The organism is Streptomyces sp. SM10 (assembly GCF_002910915.1).
Classification (GTDB): domain Bacteria; phylum Actinomycetota; class Actinomycetes; order Streptomycetales; family Streptomycetaceae; genus Streptomyces.
The window spans coordinates 56,679-74,836 of the sequence record NZ_NEUF01000054.1; the positions used below are offsets into that span (position 1 = coordinate 56,679).

Sequence of the window (18,158 nt, forward strand, 5' to 3'; positions counted from 1 at the left end):
GGGCCCTCCCGCGCACGTTGCTCAGCCGGCGACGATCCCGACGAACCCGGCCCATGCTTTGGGGCCAACTGTCAGCACCGGGCCGTTCGACTGCTTCGAGTCCCGGATGTGCACCTGGGTGGCAGCCGCAGCGACCTCAACGCACTCGCCGCCGTTGCCGGTGCTGTAGCTGCTCTTGAACCACGCCAAATCGGAGGTCGCCAGCCTGGTGTGGTGCATGGTCATTTCTCTCCCAGAAGCTTCTCGATGAACTCCGAGGACTCACGTGGAGTGAGAGCCTGTGACCGGATGATGCCATAACGGGCTTCGAGTTCTCGGACTGCTGCAAGACCTGTGTAGAGACGGCTGTCACCCTGCACTTCGGCATACGCGATGCGCTGCCCCTGCGCGGTGTCGATCAGCGTGAACGGCCCTCCGAGCGCCGCGTGATCCTCTCGGTCCAGAGGCATCACCTGCACTTCGACGTTGCGCTTCCTTCCAAGGCGCAACAGTTGTTCCAACTGGCCGTGTAGCGCTGGCCGACCACCGATCGGCCTGCGAAGTACGGCCTCATCGACGATGAAACTCAACAGCGGTGCAGGACGTCGGTCGTAGATCTCCTGCCTGGCCAGTCGAGCAGATACCCCTTGCTCAATGACTTCGTCGTCAAGAAGCGGACGCTCTTGCTGGAATCCAGCCCGCGCATAGTCTGCCGTTTGCAACAACCCTGGCACCGCGTACAGCCCGTATACGCAGAGGGCAACCGCCTTCGCCTCCAACCGCGCAGCATCCCGGAAGAACGCCGGATACTGCGACCGAGCCAACTCCTCCTTCAACGCCACCAGGAGCCCGCCGGCCTCCAGTACCCGGTCCGCCTTGTCCACGAACCCCGGCTGCGGGACGCGCCGCCCCTGCTCGAACGAGGCCACCGACTGCGCGGCGTACCCCACCCGCTTGCCGAACTCAACCCGGTCCAGCCCGGCCCGCGTCCGCAGCAGCTTCAGTTGGCGCCCGAACGCCACCGCCACCCCGTTCTCCGACTGTCCCTCCGGCCGCGTCCCCGGCGGGTGCTCCACACCCTCACCCGCAACCGCCTCATCCTGCGTCACCCGCCACCGCCTGCCCCACGTACGTACACGTCCCACCCAACTGCGTACAAACAAGCCGAGAGAGGGACCGTTCACAGATTTGCCGTGTCGGCGGCGCCCGCTCCGACTCGTCCCACTCGGGCACCGTAACGAGCTGCGCGGTTACGCGCCCGTCATTCTCGCGACGTTCCCTCGAAGGAGCGGCCCGACGCTCGGGACTCGAGAGCCGAACTTCGTGCGCCGGAACAGGCTCGTTCACACCTTGGAGTTACAGCGATCAAGAGCCAGGCCCGACGCTTGAGCTTCGGGATTCGGGGGCCAAGATGCGAGCTTCGTGATCCGAGCGATGTTGTTCACCCGGTAGGTAGAAGAAGGGTTTGGGAAAACCTCCCCACCCCCCTGCCCCTCCACAACCAGCTGATATGACTAAATGTGATCAGCTTGCGGCGCAGAGTCACGTCTGCTTACGGTGCCCCCAACGAATCGACCCCGACGCGGTGCACAAACACCAGGCCGGGGTCTCACCCCAAGATCGAAATGGACGATCTCGTGGCTACCGAGCACCTTAGCCCCGCCCTCCGCGCACCCGCATCCTCGCGCCCGTACGCGAAAGCCCACCCCGGCTACGGCAAGCGGGCCGCGCCGGACCAACGCACGCCCCATGCAAATGACTTCGCCCTGATGCCGGAGCGCGAGCGGTACATCGCCGGATACGTCGACCAGCTCCCCGACGGCGCGGCCATGGACATCAAGTCACTCGCCAAGAGCCTCCCGCTGTACGGCCAGATGGCAGTCTCCAGCGCCCTGAGGGCCCTGGGCGTCGCCGGGCACCTGCGGCGCGTGCGATGCCTGGCCGGCCTGGGCGACCAGGTCCGCTGGGTCTCCCGCACCTACTGGTCCCGCACTGCCCGCGACAACGAGTGGTGGGACGCCTTCCTGACCGGCGAGGACAGCCGCCCGGCCCCGGAAGCGACGTCCGCTCCCCCGTCGGCCGACACCGTTCCACGGGCCCCGGCCGCATCCGAGCCCCTGCCCGTGACACCGCCCCCGGCTGCCGAGCCCAGGCGAACCCCGCAGCCGACCACCGCTGCCCCCGCTGCCTCCGTACCCGAGCAGCGCGCTCCCGCGGCGGCTTCGTCCGCGGCCTCCCCGGCCTACCTCGCACTGGCCCAACTCGGCCGCGCGGAACCGCGACTGGCCCTCTCCGCAGCTGACTGTCAGGTCCTGGAGCCCTTGGCCGCCGCGTGGTTCGTACGCGGCGTGGACTCGGCCTACCTCACCCAGGCCCTCACCGCAGGCATCCCCGCGCAGGTCGGCTCCCCCATCGGCTTCGTACGCCGCCGCCTCACCGACAAGCTTCCCCCGCACCTGCCCGCCAGCTCCGCCCCCGCCTCGACCACCGCCCCGACTCGCCGCGTCGTCGCGGAGTGCACCGAATGCGGCCGACCCGGACCGCCGGAAGCGCTCCCCGACGGCCTCTGCCGCCCCTGCCGCACCACCGCATCGCCAGCCCCTTCCGCCACAGCGACTCCGCCTGTCGAACGTGACGTACACGCGCTGGTCAGCCAGCTCCGCGACCTGACCCGCGTGCCCTGACCCTCCTCGATCCCTCCTCGATCGACTTGGTGCATTCGCCCTGAACCGCCAGGTGTTGAGCCATAGACTCCAGCCGTCAACGCCTACGGTGTCGGGCCGTTGCGCGTCCCCGCAGGAGGAGATCACATGCAGGACCCTTCGGACTCGTTGGAGAGCGCCGAGCCGGAGGAGAGCGGCCGGAGCCGTACCGCCGGCCCACCTGGTGAGGACGCTCAGACACCCGACAGGGACACCGACTCGGCCCCGGCCTCGACGGTCCTGGCGGAGGTGCTCCCCGGAGTCGCCGTCCTGTGCGGTGAGGTCCCGCCGGAGCTCAAGCCGGATCTGATCGACTTCGGGATCGTGCCGGCCGCCGACCGCAAGCAGATCTCCGCAGTCCTCGCCTCGATCGGGAACCTCGCGACCGTCGCCGGCAACCTCGGAAACGCGTTCGCCGGTGTCCAGGGGCTCTACAGGCTCGGCGCCACGACACAGGCCCTGCTGAAGGGCGGCGCGACGCTCGCCGTCAAGGACGGCGCGAACCTCGGAACGGTGATGCTTCCTGGCCGCATCCTGCGCCAGGCTCGTCTCTACCCCGTGAAGGCGGTGAGCAAGGCACAGGGCGCGGCCTCGATCGGGCCGGGGCTGGCCATGATCGCTCTTCAGATGATGCTGAGCGAGGTTTCCGGCCTCGTCAGGACCAACCTCGCGGTGACGAGCCAGGTCCTCACCGCCATCCGTAAGGAACAGTGGGCCGAACTGACCGGACTCGTCACCGCCATCGATCGCGCGGTTGACCAGGCGCGAGAGATCGAGTCGGTCCCGGCGTCCCTGTGGGAGGACGTCACAGGCAGCGGAGCGCTGCTGCAGAAGCAGCTTGAGCTCTACCGAGGGCACGTCGGCGACCACGTCAGGCAGATCGACCGGTCCACCGCACGCAGCCACCACGAGTACCTGCAGACGAACGCCGAGGCGATCGCCTTCGACGCCTACGCCCTCCTGTCCGCCCTCAAGGCATGGACCGGATATCAAGCGCTGCGCGCCGCGAGGTCGAGGGCCGCCGGGCGCAAGGACGCGGCCGAGGCTCAGTACGCCGAGGTCATCGCGCGCGACACCCGCGCGGAGTTCGACTCGTCCCTCGCCGAATCGACGAGCCTCATCGACTCCCTCACACGGGACCTACGCATCCTGGCCGAGCTCCCCGGCCGCGACACACTGCCACTGCCCGGGAAGCGGAAGGACTCGAAGGCAGCCCGCCTGACCGTTGCCCGCCTCCTGGATGCGATCGTGCCTCTCGCCGATGCACTCCGTGCTCCGACTCCTGCGCTCCAGGCTCCGGACGTCGTCTGCGCACCCGGCTCACCGGAACTCGGGCCGTACCTGCGCATCCTGCGATGGCTCCTCGAGGACGGTGAGACCCTACGTGTCCTAGGCTTCGCCGATCAGCTCGACGCACTCGGGCCCGTCTCTGCGATCTTCAGCGGGGCCAAGGGGAAGTTCACGGCAGCAAGGGACAAGACCGCGGCAAGCACACTGGTCGCCATCACGGATCGCCGCGTCATCACGGCCAAGGCAGGCGCGTTCCTCGAACAAGCCGAGATCCGCGCGGACATCCCGATCGACCAGGTGCGATACGTGCGCGCAGCGGACACCCAGGACAAGGCCACGCGTCTGACGGTCGACCTCATCACGCGAGACGAGAACATCCGTTGGCTCTTCCACGCCGACGCGGACAGCACCCAAGTGGACGCGCTCGCCGCCGTGCTTGCCGAGTCGATGACGATCCCGGACGCAGAGCGCGACGCACTGCAGCGGCTTCGCCACCCGGCCATCGAGGCGGGCGGGAAGCACGAGACTTCCGACGTGAGCTCCACCGAACCGACCGGATCCGAACCCGCGACCTCCGACGCAGGGTAGCCCCGGGGCCGGTCGGCCCTGGGAAATCCCGGTGCCCATTCCGCGTACAAGCCCCGCCCCCGCCACGTACATCCAGGACGTGACAGCACGTCACCTCTGGTCACACTCAGGCATGACGCATCAACGTTGAGGAATGAGCAGCAAGCAGACACCCCTCCCCGTGCGCGCCGCCTCCACCCCTCACACGCGCTTCCCCTGGCATCACTTCACGATGCGTTTCAGTTCCACCCCGCGCGGCGCCCGCCTCGCCCGTCGGCTGGCCGGCGAGCGCATCGACGCCTGGGGCATCGCGTACGGGAGCGATACGCACGACGCAGTGACTCTGACCGTCGCCGAGTTGAGCGCCAACGCCGTACGGCACGGTCACGTGTCCGGCCGGGACTTCCGCCTCCGCCTCTCGGCCGAGGACACAGCCATCCGCATCGAGGTCACCGACACCCGGGGCGAACGCCTTCCCACGCTGCCCGAAAGGCCGCCGCTCGTCCAGGACGGCGGCCGCGGGCTGCTCCTGGTCGCCGCGCTGGCCGATCGCTGGGGGTGGTACCCCAGTCCGGATGGCCCGGGTAAGACGGTGTGGGCTGTTCTGGGAGTCCAGATCTCCTGAGCGATCGCGGCCTGGATGTGCTTCTACTGTCACGAGCCGCTCATGCGCGTGGACCGCGGCAACGGGTCGAGACTTTCGTCGGCGGTCTTCGTCCAGACAAACCGTGCCGCAGTGGGCGTGAGGCACCGCGAAGCGGGGGTGGCGCAGCAGCCCCGCTGCTGATCGGGGTCTTCAGGGAGTAGGTGCCTGCCGGAGGACACGCGCAACCCGCCGCTGTTCCCTCAAGACCTGGGTGATCTTGAGCGGCCGGCAGGATCGTGCCACTACTCGGCATCCTTCTCTTCCTCCATACCGTCAAGCAGCCGCCGGGCGAGAATGGCGAGCGTCGTTCCGTCCTGGGTGGCCCAGCGGGCGGTGCCCTGGTTCGCGACGGGGTGGCCTTCCCAGTCAGCCAGCTCCCACATCCGTGCGATGAGACCGCTGGGTGAGTATGCGAGGCCATCGGCAGCCCAGACGATGGGACGTGTACGGCTGGCATTGGTCCACTTGGCGAGTCCTCGGCGCGGATTCGCTGCGAGCCACTCGGCCAAGGCTTCCTTCTCGGGCTGCAGGTACAGGGCCAGGTGCAGGGCCGCCCCTTCCTCCAGGGAACCGCGGTCGATAATGACGTGTACTGCGTTGGGCCTGCGACGCTTGCGCGGCTTGCTCGCCTGCCGCCGGTACTTCGCGGCGGCGTCTTCGGTGCCACCGCCTTCGAGGGCTGTCAGAACAGCGCTCACGAGGTCCGCGGCCTGCCGAGGGTCGGCACATACGCGCAGGAGACTCGTTCGGGTTCCTACTTCATCGTCCAGGGCCTGCACAAGTACGGGGACGATGCGCTTGACCAGCCCGGGCACCTGATCCTGGGCCATCGCGGCCCACTCGAGCGATTGATCCGGCTCACCCATGCCGGCGTCTTGGGCGAGCAGTTGCCGGAACACCAGGTGGGTGATGAAGAACGTGCCGTCGTCGATGACGGCAGCCCCACGCCCCTCGTACTGTTCGCGTTCTGCACGCAGGGCTGTACGTACCCCGCGGAGAACGCCCACGGCGTTCCAGGTTTCGTACACGCTGGGCACGGATCGGAAGAGGGGGTCGTAGATTCCGCTGCTGCCCCGTTCCCACAGCACGTCGGTGGAACCGGAGGCGACAAGCCTGGCCGCGAACCGGCTGCCACTGTGTGCGCAGGCAAGTGCGCAGGCCGCTTCCACGACGGAGCAGCCCTCGTCGTCCTGCGGTTCGAGTTCGCTGCGCCGCACGCTGTACACAAGGCCGAGCTCGGCACGGAACTCTTCGATGAGCACTGCCTGGGCCGGGTCAAGAGCGATACGGTCGCGATCAGTGATGTGGTTCTGCCGGTTGGTGGCCAGGGTGGTGCGGTTCGCGAATTCGGTGTTCCCGCCGGTAACGATGAAACGAACGGTGACCTGGGCCAGTTCGGCGTCCTCGGTCTGCTGGGCGGCCTCGATGACGGAACGCACGGTCTGCGCGCCGTTCACCACGCTGGCACCGTGGGCGCTGAGGCGGACGGGGTGGCGCTCGGGGACCTTCTGCGACCCGAATACCGGTTCAACGGAGTCGCACAGAACCGTGACTCCGTTGTTGAAGTACCAGAACAGGGACGGCTCGGCGTTGAGAGTATCCACCAGTTCCCTGTTGATCGGTGTCAGCCCGAGCGGGTTGCGGATGTTGCGGGCAAACAGCTCGTCACCGTGCTCAGCCCAGCTCGCGATCTCTTCGCCCTGCACGACGCCCTCGTAGGAAGCGTAGGGCGACGTCACGCTGAACCAGGGGCTGAGTGTCGCTTCGAGTGTGACGGGTTCTCTTCTCTGATCCTTCCGGATCAACGCGTGAATGTGTGGAGCGTGGAGGAAGTGGTGATCGACGTAGTCGCCGTGGGAGTTGAACTCCGTCTCACCGTTCTTGATGACTCGTTGCACGCCTGGGGAAGGCGGCTTGATCCCCATGAGGGCGATCACTTGGGTGATGCGAGTGCTCTTCTCGCCGATCAGGTCGTGTGCCCGCTTGGCAAGGATCTGACCGCGAGGGTTGAACTGTGCTGCCTCTCCGGAATCGATGAGGGTAAGTCCCGCGAACAGCTTGTGTACCGCGGTCTCATCCGCCTTCGCCGTCCCCTCCGGGCTCCACTTGGCCTGCACGAGGTAGATGTGTGAGCGCGCCTCGTCGATGGCGATCGCGTCGACCCCCTGGTCCTGGCCGCCGTCGATCACACAGTCCGCGGCCTGTTCCGGGGTCCATCCCGTCATGAGACGCACGGCGTGCGCGGCAAGAGCGCGGGAGCGGAAGGCGGGCTTGGTCTGCTCTGGCGACCGATTGCCGAAGTCACTCATATCGATGAGCCCGGTGTACGTCTCGTCGAAGGCACGCTCGGTCTGGCGGACCTGGGTGGGTATGTCAGGGCTCTGGGAGTGAGTGCTCACGACGTTCCTGTTCAACTGGCTACGAGTGGCGCAGAGTTCAGCGGCACTGAATCACCGGCGGAGAGATTCCCGGAGCGCCTGGAAACCCTCCTTTGCGATCCTCGAGAGGGGGCACAATCGCTTGCGTGATGCCGCATGGATCGCCAAATCCCTTCTCTGCAGGGTGATCGCCCGCCGAGCCTATCCGGCGACCGGTCGTCTGCGCCGGTATTTGGCGCGGCTCCAGAACTTAGGTCAGTAGGAGCGCCGGCGATGCCCGGTGCCGACGAAGAGGGGAGGCCCGGGGCCGACCGCACATCTCCGACCTGGCTGGAATCGTTCGACAACTCACTCTGCGTTCTGCAGCCGGTGGACCACGGGCGGCCCGCCGGAGAGACTTACCCGACAGAGGCCAGGCGGGTGGCAGTCGCGCACCGGCCAAGATGCGCACACACGGGGGCAAGGTGCCAGACCAACCGATCGCCGGGCGGTACGAGCTCCTGGAGGAGCTCAACAGCGGCGGTATGGGCGACGTGTGGCGTGGTTACGACGCCGTGTTGGACCGGCCCGTCGCCGTCAAAGTGGTCCGGCGGCAGGCCGTCGCCGGTTCCCCGCAGCTTGCGGAGGAGTTCGCCAAGCGGTTCAAGCGCGAGGCCCGCATCACCGCACGCATCCAGCATCCCGGCGTTCCTCAGGTGTTCGACGCGGTGCTCGATGACGCCTACGAGCGGCTCTTCCTCGTCATGGAGCTGGTCGACGGCGTCCCGCTGTCCGCGTACATCCACCCCGAGCGCCCGCTTCCCGTCAGCTGGGCCGTGGCCGTCGCGGCGCAGGTCGCCACCGTGCTGTCGTACGCCCACGAGGTGCCCGTGATCCACCGGGACCTCAAGCCGGGGAACATCCTGGTCGCGCGGGACGGGACGGTGAAGGTCCTGGACTTCGGGATCGCGGCGATCCTGCGCACGGACGTGACCAAGCTGACCGCGACCGGCAGCCCGATCGGCACGTACCAGTACATGGCACCGGAGCAGGTCCGCGGGGGGCGGACCAGCCCGCAGACCGACCTGTACGCGCTCGGCTGCGTGATGCACGAACTGCTCAGTGGTAGGCACCTGTTCACCGCCGACAGCGAGTACCTGGTGATGTATCAGCACGTGAACGCCGCGCCGACCCCTTTGCGCATGCTGCGACCGGACGTGCCGACGGCTCTGGAGGAACTCGTCCTGCATCTGCTGCTCAAGGCTCCTGAGGCACGGCCCGCCGACGTGCAGGAGGTGTACGAGCGGCTGAGGCCCTTCCTTCCGGCACCCGGCGAGGAACCCGCACCCGGTGAAGGAGGGCCACGGGGAGCACCCGACCCCACGGGGGTCTTCCGTCAGCCGTACGCGCCGCGCGCCCGCCCGGGGGCACGGAAGCCCGCAGCCACGGCGGTCGATCCGGCCGCTGCGATCCCAGCTCCCGCTGCCCTGCCGGAACGGCTGCGGGAGGAGATCGCGGAGGCGTACGCCCACTCCGACGCGCTGCTGGAGGAGGAGCGGTTCACCCAGGCCGCCGAGGTGCTCAGCGAGATCATCGAGCCCGCTGCCCGCGCCCTCGGCGCGGAGAACAGGAAGGTCCTGGAACTGCGGACGCAGCGCGCCGCGATCCAGCTGCTCGGCGGGGACTACCGGGCGGCGCTTCCCGAGTTCGACGTCCTCGCCGACGCGTACGCACGTACAGGCGGCCCCAGCAGCGCACAGGCCCGCGCCTGCCGTGCCCAGGCCGCCCGGTGCCGCGCCGAGCTGGGCCAGGCCACGGACGCCTTGGCGGCGCTGCGAGGCGTTCTCGACATCGTCCGTACGGTGGACAGCGATGTCAGTGAGGAGGCGGTCGAGCTGCGGAGAGACATCGGCATGCTCCTCCTGGCCCAAGGACTGGCGGCCGACGCGCACGTCGTCCTGGCACCGCTCCACGACGACCTCCGCGTCGTCTACGGCCCCGCGGACGAGCTGTCCGAAGAGGTCGCCGAGGCGCTGGTCCTCATCGAGCTCGATCTTGACGGCCCGGCCGTCTGAGTCGTCACCACCCCGGCATCCCTGTCACACCCGCTGCTGCACGGAGAGTCCACCCATGCCTCACCTCGCGTTCGACATCGATTTCTGTGCCCAGCTCAGCAAGCTCCAGGGCGGCGTCAAGAAGGGAGTGTTCGACGCATGGGAGAAGTTCGAACGCCTCACGCTGGAGCAGCTGTTCAAGGACCCAGGGCTGAAGCTGGAGAGCCTGAAGCAGGCACGTGATCCCCATATCCGGACCATTCGCATCGATCAGGGAACGCGCGGTGTCGTCCTCGCGCCGGACAGCGGCGACACGTACGTGCTGCTGCGCGTGATGCCACATGACAAGGCGATCGCCTGGGCCGTCAAGCAGAAGGCCAGCATCAACACCGTCACCCGGGCCGTCGAGATCCGGGACATCGCCATGCTCGACGAACTGACCCCGGCGTACGAGCGAATCGCTCCGGCTCCCGACCAGCGGCTCTTCGCGCAGGTGTCCGACGGTGACCTGGCCGCGCTCGGGATCGACGAGACCACACTCCGGCAGGCCCGCGCGCTCACCGACGCCGAACAGCTGGAGGTCTTCGCACCGTACTTCCCGCAGGATCAACGTGAGGTCCTGGAATACCTCGCGGCCGGGTTCAGCGTGGAGGACGTGTGGCGGGACGTGGTGTCCGTGGCCATGGCCACCGTGTCCGCCGGTGACCCACCCGTGGACACGCATGACTTCGCGACGGCGATTCAGCGCACCCGTGCCCGGATCGCTCTGGTCACCGCATCCGAGGAGCTGCGCGACATCCTCGACAAGCCCTTCGCGGCGTGGCGGGTCTTCCTGCATCCGTCACAGCACAAGGTCGCCTACCGGCCTTCGTACTCGGGTCCCGCACAGGTCACAGGTGGCCCCGGGACCGGGAAGACGGTCGTCGCTCTGCACCGCGTACGTCACCTTCTGGGACACCTGCGTGACGGCGACCGGGTGCTGCTGACGACGTACACGAATGCGCTGGTCGCAGCCCTGCGCGTGGGCCTCGCGGCCCTCGTCGAGGACGAGGTGCTGCGCGACCGTGTCGACATCATGACCGTGGACGCGTTCGCCGGCCGTGTGGTGTCGACGTCACGGCGGCCGTTGCGAGGGGGCGAGGAGGAGGCACGGTGGGAGCAGGCGGCTCGCGCCACCGGCTTCACCGGCACCACCCAGTTCCTCGCCCAGGAGTACAAGCACGTGATCCTCGCCCGGAATCTACGGAACCTGGAGCAGTACGAGGCCTGCGAGCGCCGGGGGCGCGGCAGCGCTCTGCCCGCGTCCGCACGCGCTTCCGTGTGGCGGACGGTCGAGGAGTTCACCGACCGTCTCACCGCCGACGGGCTGCGCACCTACCTCGGCACGTGCGCGGAGGCCTCCGATCTGTTGGAGGGTTCCGGTCCGCGCTACCGGCACGTCGTCGTCGACGAGGCTCAGGACCTGCATCCGGCCCAGTGGCGGCTGTTGCGGGCCGCGGCTCCCGCACGGCCCGACGATCTGTTCATCGCGGGAGATCCCCACCAGCGCATCTACGACACGAAGGTCTCCCTGAAGTCGGTCGGTGTCCGGGTGACCGGCCGGTCCACGAAGATGCGTAAGAACTACCGTTCCACTCACGAGATCCTCAGCTGGTCCACGGCCCTTCTCGTCGGCCGGCCCTTCGAACAGTTGGCGGACGACGCCCGCAACGAGACCCTGCTCGGCTACCGTTCGGCTCTGCACGGCGACGGTCCCGAGACGTTCGGCGGGTCCTCGGAGGATGCCGAACTCAACGCGCTGACCGCCCGGGTACGCGGGTGGCTCGACGCCGGCATCGCGCCCGGCGAGATCGGGATCAGCGCCCGGTTCAACAAGACCTGCGACAGGGCCCTGGAACGGCTCAGGGCGGCCGGCATCCGTGCCGTGCGGCTCCGGGGCGACGCACCTGCCGATGCCGACAGCGTGCAGATCGGCACGATGCATGCGTTCAAGGGCCTCGAGTTCCGGTGCGTCGCGGTCGTCGGCGTCAGCGACGGGGCGCTTCCGTATCCGAGGGCGGTCACCGCGGCCGAGGTCGACCGGCTCCAGCACGACGCGGACCTCCTTGCCGAACGCTGCCTGCTGTTCGTCGCGTGCACCCGCGCGCGCGACGGGCTGTACGTGTCCTGGTGGGGAGACCCGAGCGAGTTCCTGGTGGAGGCCGGGGTCTGAAGCGCCCAGGCTTCCTCTCTCGGGCAGGACACCGCCTCGCGACCGAGTCGGGCGGTCGGCTGCCGTCGGCCGCCCTCACGGCGGGTCACAGGGCCGGAACCGCGCGTTCCACCATCTCCGCGCCGCCGATGGTTCACCGTGTGAAGGTTCGCTCGGGGATGGTCGGGTTCGTAGATCATGGGTTGCGAGTCGTCCTTACGCGCGGGTAACAACATGCTCCATGAACCTCTTCAGCCGCAACTCCCTGCTCCGCCGTCCGGAGACCCCTCCGGAGGAGTCGGCCTCCGTCCCGACGGCCGCGGGCAACCCGGTTCTGCCCGATCCCGGACTGGCGGCCCTCACCGGGGAGTGGATGATCGACCCCGCGCACAGCAGGATCGGCTTCTCCGTGCGGCACGCCATGGTGACGACGGTGCGCGGCGCGTTCCTCGAGTACGAGAGCCGCCTCTACTTCGACGGGCGCAACCCGGCACGTTCGCGGGCCGAGATCTCCATGTCCACCGCCAGCGTCGACACCGGTGTCGAGCAGCGCGACGCGCACCTGGTCGGGCGCGACTTCCTGAACGCCGCGAAGCACCCGCGCATCAGCTTCGCGAGCACCGCCGTGCAGCTCATCGGCAAGGACGTCTACCGCATGACCGGCGACCTCGCGATCAGGGGCATCACCCGCCCTGTCGTCCTGGACCTCACCTACATCGGATACGTCACCGACCCGTTCGGCTACGAACGGGTCGGGTTCGACGGGACCACCACCATCAACCGCTCCGACTGGGGCCTGACCTACAACGCCCGGCTGGCCGAGGGCGGCGCCATGGTGAGCGAGAGGCTGCGGCTTCAGTTCGACATCGCCGCCATCCGCACTCCCGGCTCCGTCTGACCTGGCGTCAGCCGGTCGGGCCGCCGTCCGCGCCTCTGAACGTGCGGCGGTACGCGCGCGGTGACACCCCCAGTGCCGCGTGGAAGTGCTGCCGCAGCGCCGTGCCGGTCCCGAAGCCGGAGTCGGCGGCGATCCGGTCCACCGGCAGGTCGGTACGCTCCAGCAACTGTCGTGCCCGGTCGACGCGTTGCTGAATGAGCCACTGCATGGGCGTGAGGCCGGCCTCCTGACGGAAGCGCCGGTTGAACGTGCGTACGCTCATCGACGCCCGGTCCGCCAACTCCGCAAGCTTCAGGGGCCGGTGCAGATGGGCGAGCGCGAACTCCCGGGCCGGGCCTGTGGGGCACTGCTCCGGCGGGGTGACCGGGCGCTCGACGTACTGGGCCTGGCCGCCTTCCCGGTGCGGAGGTACGACGGTCCCGCGGGCAACCGTGTTGGCGACCTCCGCACCGTGGTCGGTGCGGATCATGTGGAGGCAGAGATCGATGCCCGAGGCCACCCCCGCCGAGGTGAGGACCCCGCGGTCGTCGGTGTACAGCACGTCGGCGTCCACCTCGATCTCCGGGTAGAGCGTCCGGAACTCCTCGCAGGACTTCCAGTGCGTGGTGGCCCTGCGTCCCGCCAGCAGCCCCGCCGCCGCGAGGACGAACGAGCCGGTGCAGATCGATGCCACCCGCGCCCCCGCAGGAACCCGGGCCAGCGCTCCCGCCACATCCGCACCGATCCGCCCGCGTTCCTGTGGCTCGTAATCCTCCTGAGCGGCCGGCACGATGACCGTCTCCGCGTGCTCCAGCGCCTCCGTGCCGACGGCCACGTTGAGGGTGAAGTCGGTGTCCGTCGGCACGACGCCCGGCCGCGGCGTGCAGGTGACGACCTCGTACAGAGGGTCGCCGGACGACGAGACCGCCTGCCCGAAGAGTCGGTGCACGATGCCGAGCTCCATGGGCAGCAGCCCCGGCCGGACGAGTACGGCCACCCGATGCCTGTCCCTGCCGTCCCTTGCCCTGCCGTCCCTTGCCATGGCCAGATTCTTGCAGAAGTAGTCCATCTCGCCAGTGGTCGGCCTGCCGGGGTACGCAGACGATCGAACGCATGGACACAGTCACCACACCGTCGCGCCACGATCGGCCGTCGCAGCGCCACCGACTGGGCCACCGCGCCTGGTGGGTCGCGGGCGCAGCACTCCTCGCCGTCGTCGTGGCAGGGGCCTTCTCGACCCTGCCCGGCTTGCTCACGGGGCCGCTGCACGAGGAGTTCGGCTGGTCCCGCGGTTCGATCGGCCTCGCCGCGTCGGTGAACATGGTCCTCTACGGCCTCACCGCACCGTTCGCCGCCGCGTTCATGGACCGCTTCGGGATGGGCCGTGTCGTGGTCGTCGCCCTCCTGGTCGTCGCGTCGGGGGCCGCGCTCACCACCGTCATGGCCACGGCCTGGCAGTTCACCCTGTACTGGGGGCTGCTCGTCGGTCTCGGCACCGGGTCCATGGCCACGGCTTTCGGCGCCACGGTCACCCAGCGCTGGTTCGTACGCCGACGCGGTCTGGTCACCGGCATCATCGCGTCCGGCAGCGTCTTCGGGCAGATGGTGTTCCTCCCGGCCCTCTCCTGGGTCGTGGACCATCACGGCTGGCGCCCGTCGCTCGTCAGCCTGGTCCTCGCGGCGTGCGCAACGGCGCCGCTGGTCGGGCTCGTGCTGCGGGACCATCCCGCCGACGTCGGCCTGGAGCCGTACGGTGCCGCCCGGCCCGTGGCGAAGCCCGCACCCGCCGACGGCGCGGGACGCAGGGCGGTGAAGGTCCTGCGCGCGTCGGCGCACACCGGCCCGTTCTGGCTGACCGCCGGTGCGTTCGCCGTCTGCGGGGCCTCCACCAACGGCATCATGTGGACGCACTTCACCCCGGCCGCCCACGACCACGGCATGCCCGCCACCACCGCCTCGTCCCTGCTCGCGGCGATCGGTGTCTTCAACGTGATCGGCACCGTCGTGTCCGGGTGGGCCACGGACCGCGGCGACCCCCGGCGGCTGCTCGCCGTGTTCTTCACCCTGCGCGGTCTGCTCCTGATGTGCCTGCCCCTGCTGATGAGCGCCACGGTGCGGCCGTCGATGCTGGCCTTCGTGGTCGTCTTCGGCCTGCTCGACCTCGCCACCGTCCCGCCGGTCATCGCGCTGTGCCGGGAGTTCCACGGCGACGACGGTGCGATCGTCTTCGGCTGGGTCGGCGCGGCGCACCAGGTCGGCGCCGCCCTGGCCGCGTTCGGAGGAGGAGCCGCCCGGGACACCTTCGGTACGTACGCTCCCGTCTGGATGACCCTGGGCATCCTGTGCGCCGGGGCGGCACTGTTGTCACTGATGGTGCGGCGCCCCTCCCCGGCCGGGCAGGGCGCCGGATCGTACGCGGCGGCGGACGAGCAACGTCCGTGAGCATCTGTCCCGCCCCGCCTCGGAGAGCCGCTCCGACCGCGACAGGCGGTGACCGTTCAGCCGTGGCAGCCGCCCACGGCTCTGCCGGCCGGCTCCACCGTGCACGCCCGTGTCCTGCACCGCGGGTTTCCGGACGGTTCCGGCGCCGCGTTCACACCGGCCGAGCGCATCAAGCTCGCCCCACCTGCGGCCGCGCCTGCGGGACAGCCCTCAGCCGCCGTAGACCGCCTGTGACTCGGCGAGCACGTCCGCGAAGTCCTGTGCCAGCTGTGCGGCTTCGGCGGGGGTGAGGGTGGCGGTGGTGACGCGCACCGCCGGCGGGGAGGCGATGCGGAAGCGGGTTCCCGCCGCGGTCCACCAGCCCCGGGTGCGCAGTCCGTTGACGACGGCGGACTCGTCGCGGACGGGCACCCACACGTTGAGCCCGCTGACCCCGTGTGACGCGATGCCGTGCCCCTGCAGTGCGGCGGTCAGGGCCGCGCGGCGGGCGGTGTAGGTGTCGGCCGCCTCGGCCACCAGCCGGGCCACCGCCGGATCGGTCAGGAGGTCCTCGACCGTCGCCTGGAGGATGTGGCTGACCCATCCGGACGTGAGCAGCATCCGCCCGTCGTGCCGTGCGAGGGTGGCGGGGTCGGAGGCGAGGGCGGCCCAGCGCAGGTCGATCCCCAGGTGCTTGGACACCGTACGCACATGGGCCCAACGGGGCAGGCCGCCGGAGGCGAGATTCACCGCGTCCGCGCCGGCGATGTCCGCGTTGTGGTCGTCCTCCACGACCAGCACCTCCGGGAAGTCGCCCAGCACGGTGAGGAGTTGATCGCGGCGGCCGGGGGTGAACCGGGCGCCGGAGGGGCTCTGGCCGCGGGGGCTGCACACCAGCGCGCGGGCCCCCGCGCGCAGGGCGGTGCGCAGCGCTTCCGGGCGGATGCCCTCGTCGTCGACCGTCACCGGCAGCATGCGCAGGCCCGACGCCGTCACCAGGTCGAGGAGGTGATGGAAACCGGGATCCTCCACGGCCACGGCGTCCCCGGGCCTGAGCTCGGTGGACAGCAGCCTGGCGATGCAGTCCAGAGCGCCGTGGGCGAACGTCACCGAGCCGGTCGGCACTCCGTCGCGGGCGAACCAGGCGCGGGCGGCGTCCTCGAGCGTCGCGAGCCTCGGTGAGGCGCGGTGCGATCCGGGCACGGGGGCCACGCGCGCGGGCGGGGCCAGCACCGGGAGGCAAGCGGGGTCGGGGTGCCCACCCGCGAGGTCACGGAGTCCGGCGGGCACCCGGGGAGGCCGCCGCGAGGTGACGGCGGGTGCGGACGCCACCACCGTGCCACCACGCCCCAGGGTCACCACCACCCCGCGGCCCCGGAGTTCCTTGTACGCCGCCGCGACCGTCCCCGCGCTCACGCCCAGCTCCTCGGCCAGTCGCCTGACCGGAGGCAGAGAGGCGCCCGGCTGCAACGTGCCGTCGGCCACGCGGTGTTCGACGGATGCCGAAATCTCCCTGGCCGTACCGCCCGCGATCCCATATTGTTCTGCCACAGACGACAGTTTGTACCGATACAAAATGCCTGTCAAGGGGGAACACGATGGAACCGGCCCCGAGCCGAGCACCCTTCACCCGGCGCTTCACCATCCCGGGAGGCCGCGACGGACGGCGGATGCTGGTCGTCGCCGTCATCGACAAGGTGGGCACCGGGCTGTGGGCGGGGGCGGCCACGCTCTACTTCATCTATGTCGCCCATCTGTCGGTGGCTCAGATCGGCGTACTCATGGGGCTGTCCGGCGTCCTCGGCATCGCCGGTCCGCCGCTCGCGGGACGGCTGGCCGACCGCTTTCCCGTGACGCGCGTCCTCGTCGTCGCCCAGCTCGCCAGGGGAGCGGCCCTCCTGGCCCTGCTGACGACCGACGACTACGCACTCCTGGTGCTGTTCTCGGCGCTGGGGTCGCTGCCGGACCGTGCGTCGAGCGTTCTCACCAAGCTGTTCGCCGCACGCGTCGCGGGCCCCGACCGCATCCGCTACCAGGCGATCCAGCGCACCGCCGTGAACATCGGCTGGGCCGTGGGCGCGGCCGGGGCCGCTGCCGCGCTCACTGTGGGCACCACTGCCTCCTACCAGGCGCTCCTGCTCGCCAACGTCGCCTCGTACGTGGTCATCGGGGCCCTGACCCTGCGGTGTGCGGAACCCCCGGCACCCAGTCGCACGGTCGCCGCGTCGGGCCCGCCCACCGACCGGACCGGGACGCCGACGCCGTGGAGGGACCGACGCTACCTCGCGTTCACCGGGTCGGAGATATGGCTGTTCCTGGACGACAGCATCCTCCAGGTCGGGTTCCCCCTGTGGATCGTCCACGCCACCGACGCCCCGGTCGGGCTGGCGCCGCTGGTGCTCGTCCTCAACAGCGCGCTGGTGATCGCGCTCCAGGTGCCGCTCTCCCGCTTCGGGGAGACGAGCGCCGCCGCACGCCGCCTGCTCGTCCCCATCGGTGCCGCCTTCCTGACCGGAGGGGTGGCGCTCGCAGCCTCGGCCGGCGGTGGCCCCTGGTTCGCCACCGCCGCGGTCCTCGTCGCGGCGGTCGCCTTCACCCTCGCCGAGATCCTGCACTCGCTCGCGTCCTGGGAACTCTCCGTCACCCTCGCGCCCGGCGAGGCCCAGGGCGCCTATCTCGGCGTGCACGGCCTGGCCCAGTCGGCGCAGCGCAGCCTCGGCCCCGTCGTCGTCGGGATCGCCGTGAGCGTCGGCCCGCTCGCCTGGCCGGTGCTCGGCGCCACCCTGGTGGCGGCCTGCCTCGCCCAGCACCGACTGGTCAGGCCGATCGCCGCACACCCGGCGCCGGCGGCCGGGCACACGAGTGCGCCGAAGATCCGTCCTGCCGCCGACTCCGGTCACTCCCCCGCCACATCACCGCCTCCGCCCGCACCCGGCAGCTGACGGCGGCCCCGTCCGTACGCTCCGACGACCGGAGCAGCGTGACTGTTGGGCGTGGGTCTCGTGGGCCTCGTCCGGCAACTCGACAGGCCGTGACGTGACGCGCCCGGGACACGCACCGGACGCACGGCGTCG

13 protein-coding genes are annotated in these 18,158 nt (G+C 69.8%); 8 read left to right on the forward strand and 5 right to left on the reverse strand.

The annotated features are described in order from the left end of the window. Positions 1–21: 21 nt before the first annotated feature. Both B9S57_RS07130 and B9S57_RS07135 read right to left on the reverse strand, forming a co-directional pair. A complete protein-coding gene (locus B9S57_RS07130; protein WP_181011261.1) occupies positions 22–225 on the reverse strand; it encodes a DUF397 domain-containing protein in 204 nt (67 codons plus the stop codon). Beyond that, positions 222–1,088: a helix-turn-helix transcriptional regulator gene (locus tag B9S57_RS07135; RefSeq protein WP_103514680.1), complete on the reverse strand. Its 867-nt coding sequence runs from the start codon at positions 1,086–1,088 to the stop codon at positions 222–224. Before B9S57_RS07135 ends, B9S57_RS07130 begins: the two co-directional genes overlap by 4 nt. Positions 1,089–1,616: 528 nt before the next feature. On the opposite strand from B9S57_RS07135, the gene B9S57_RS07140 reads away from it, so the two are divergent. The 3 genes from B9S57_RS07140 to B9S57_RS07150 all read left to right on the forward strand — a co-directional run bounded on the left by B9S57_RS07140 (position 1,617) and on the right by B9S57_RS07150 (position 5,163). Next, the gene (locus tag B9S57_RS07140) at positions 1,617–2,663 is read left to right on the forward strand and encodes a MarR family transcriptional regulator (protein ID WP_103514708.1); all 1,047 of its coding nucleotides are present in this window, start codon (positions 1,617–1,619) and stop codon (positions 2,661–2,663) included. Positions 2,664–2,789: 126 nt separating this feature from the next. Next, positions 2,790–4,559, forward strand: coding sequence for a hypothetical protein (locus tag B9S57_RS07145; protein WP_103514681.1), 1,770 nt, complete (start codon positions 2,790–2,792; stop codon positions 4,557–4,559). A 133-nt stretch (positions 4,560–4,692) separates the two neighbouring features. Continuing rightward, entirely contained in the window at positions 4,693–5,163 is a 471-nt protein-coding gene (locus B9S57_RS07150) for an ATP-binding protein (protein ID WP_103514682.1), read from the forward strand. Between the two features lie 263 nt (positions 5,164–5,426). Here the strand turns inward: B9S57_RS07150 and B9S57_RS07155 are convergent, their stop codons facing one another. Then, positions 5,427–7,583, reverse strand: a complete 2,157-nt coding sequence (locus B9S57_RS07155; protein ID WP_258036267.1) for an AIPR family protein — start codon at positions 7,581–7,583, stop codon at positions 5,427–5,429. 422 nt (positions 7,584–8,005) lie between these two features. On the opposite strand from B9S57_RS07155, the gene B9S57_RS07160 reads away from it, so the two are divergent. From B9S57_RS07160 to B9S57_RS07170, 3 genes are all read left to right on the forward strand, one after another. After that, on the forward strand, positions 8,006–9,616 hold the full coding sequence (locus B9S57_RS07160) for a protein kinase (protein WP_374935919.1): 1,611 nt from the start codon (positions 8,006–8,008) through the stop codon (positions 9,614–9,616). A gap of 55 nt (positions 9,617–9,671) precedes the next feature. Then, positions 9,672–11,807, forward strand: coding sequence for a UvrD-helicase domain-containing protein (locus B9S57_RS07165; RefSeq protein ID WP_103514683.1), 2,136 nt, complete (start codon positions 9,672–9,674; stop codon positions 11,805–11,807). 220 nt (positions 11,808–12,027) lie between these two features. Continuing rightward, positions 12,028–12,684 carry a YceI family protein gene (locus B9S57_RS07170; RefSeq protein WP_103514684.1) on the forward strand — a complete coding sequence of 219 codons (657 nt, stop codon included), beginning with the start codon at positions 12,028–12,030 and terminating at the stop codon, positions 12,682–12,684. Positions 12,685–12,691: 7 nt separating this feature from the next. Here the strand turns inward: B9S57_RS07170 and B9S57_RS07175 are convergent, their stop codons facing one another. Continuing rightward, complete coding sequence (locus B9S57_RS07175; RefSeq protein WP_103514685.1) at positions 12,692–13,732, reverse strand: helix-turn-helix domain-containing protein; 1,041 nt, start codon at positions 13,730–13,732, stop codon at positions 12,692–12,694. Between the two features lie 44 nt (positions 13,733–13,776). Between B9S57_RS07175 and B9S57_RS07180 the strand changes: the two genes are divergently transcribed. After that, on the forward strand, positions 13,777–15,105 hold the full coding sequence (locus tag B9S57_RS07180; RefSeq protein WP_103514686.1) for an MFS transporter: 1,329 nt from the start codon (positions 13,777–13,779) through the stop codon (positions 15,103–15,105). Between the two features lie 210 nt (positions 15,106–15,315). Here B9S57_RS07180 and B9S57_RS07185 read toward each other — a convergent pair whose 3' ends face one another. Continuing rightward, positions 15,316–16,635 (reverse strand): aminotransferase class I/II-fold pyridoxal phosphate-dependent enzyme, encoded by a 1,320-nt coding sequence (locus tag B9S57_RS07185; protein WP_103514687.1) that lies wholly within the window; start codon positions 16,633–16,635, stop codon positions 15,316–15,318. A gap of 47 nt (positions 16,636–16,682) precedes the next feature. On the opposite strand from B9S57_RS07185, the gene B9S57_RS07190 reads away from it, so the two are divergent. Further along, positions 16,683–18,026, forward strand: coding sequence for an MFS transporter (locus B9S57_RS07190; RefSeq protein ID WP_308457384.1), 1,344 nt, complete (start codon positions 16,683–16,685; stop codon positions 18,024–18,026). The last annotated feature ends 132 nt before the right edge of the window (positions 18,027–18,158 follow it).

Coding starts and splice junctions, on each gene's coding strand:
- B9S57_RS07130 (WP_181011261.1), bottom strand. CDS start 225: ATGACCATGCACCACACCAGGCTGGCGACCTCCGATTTGGCGTGGTTC.
- B9S57_RS07145 (WP_103514681.1), top strand. CDS start 2,790: ATGCAGGACCCTTCGGACTCGTTGGAGAGCGCCGAGCCGGAGGAGAGC.
- B9S57_RS07150 (WP_103514682.1), top strand. CDS start 4,693: ATGAGCAGCAAGCAGACACCCCTCCCCGTGCGCGCCGCCTCCACCCCT.
- B9S57_RS07160 (WP_374935919.1), top strand. CDS start 8,006: ATGCGCACACACGGGGGCAAGGTGCCAGACCAACCGATCGCCGGGCGG.
- B9S57_RS07165 (WP_103514683.1), top strand. CDS start 9,672: ATGCCTCACCTCGCGTTCGACATCGATTTCTGTGCCCAGCTCAGCAAG.
- B9S57_RS07170 (WP_103514684.1), top strand. CDS start 12,028: ATGAACCTCTTCAGCCGCAACTCCCTGCTCCGCCGTCCGGAGACCCCT.
- B9S57_RS07175 (WP_103514685.1), bottom strand. CDS start 13,732: ATGGACTACTTCTGCAAGAATCTGGCCATGGCAAGGGACGGCAGGGCA.
- B9S57_RS07180 (WP_103514686.1), top strand. CDS start 13,777: ATGGACACAGTCACCACACCGTCGCGCCACGATCGGCCGTCGCAGCGC.
- B9S57_RS07190 (WP_308457384.1), top strand. CDS start 16,683: ATGGAACCGGCCCCGAGCCGAGCACCCTTCACCCGGCGCTTCACCATC.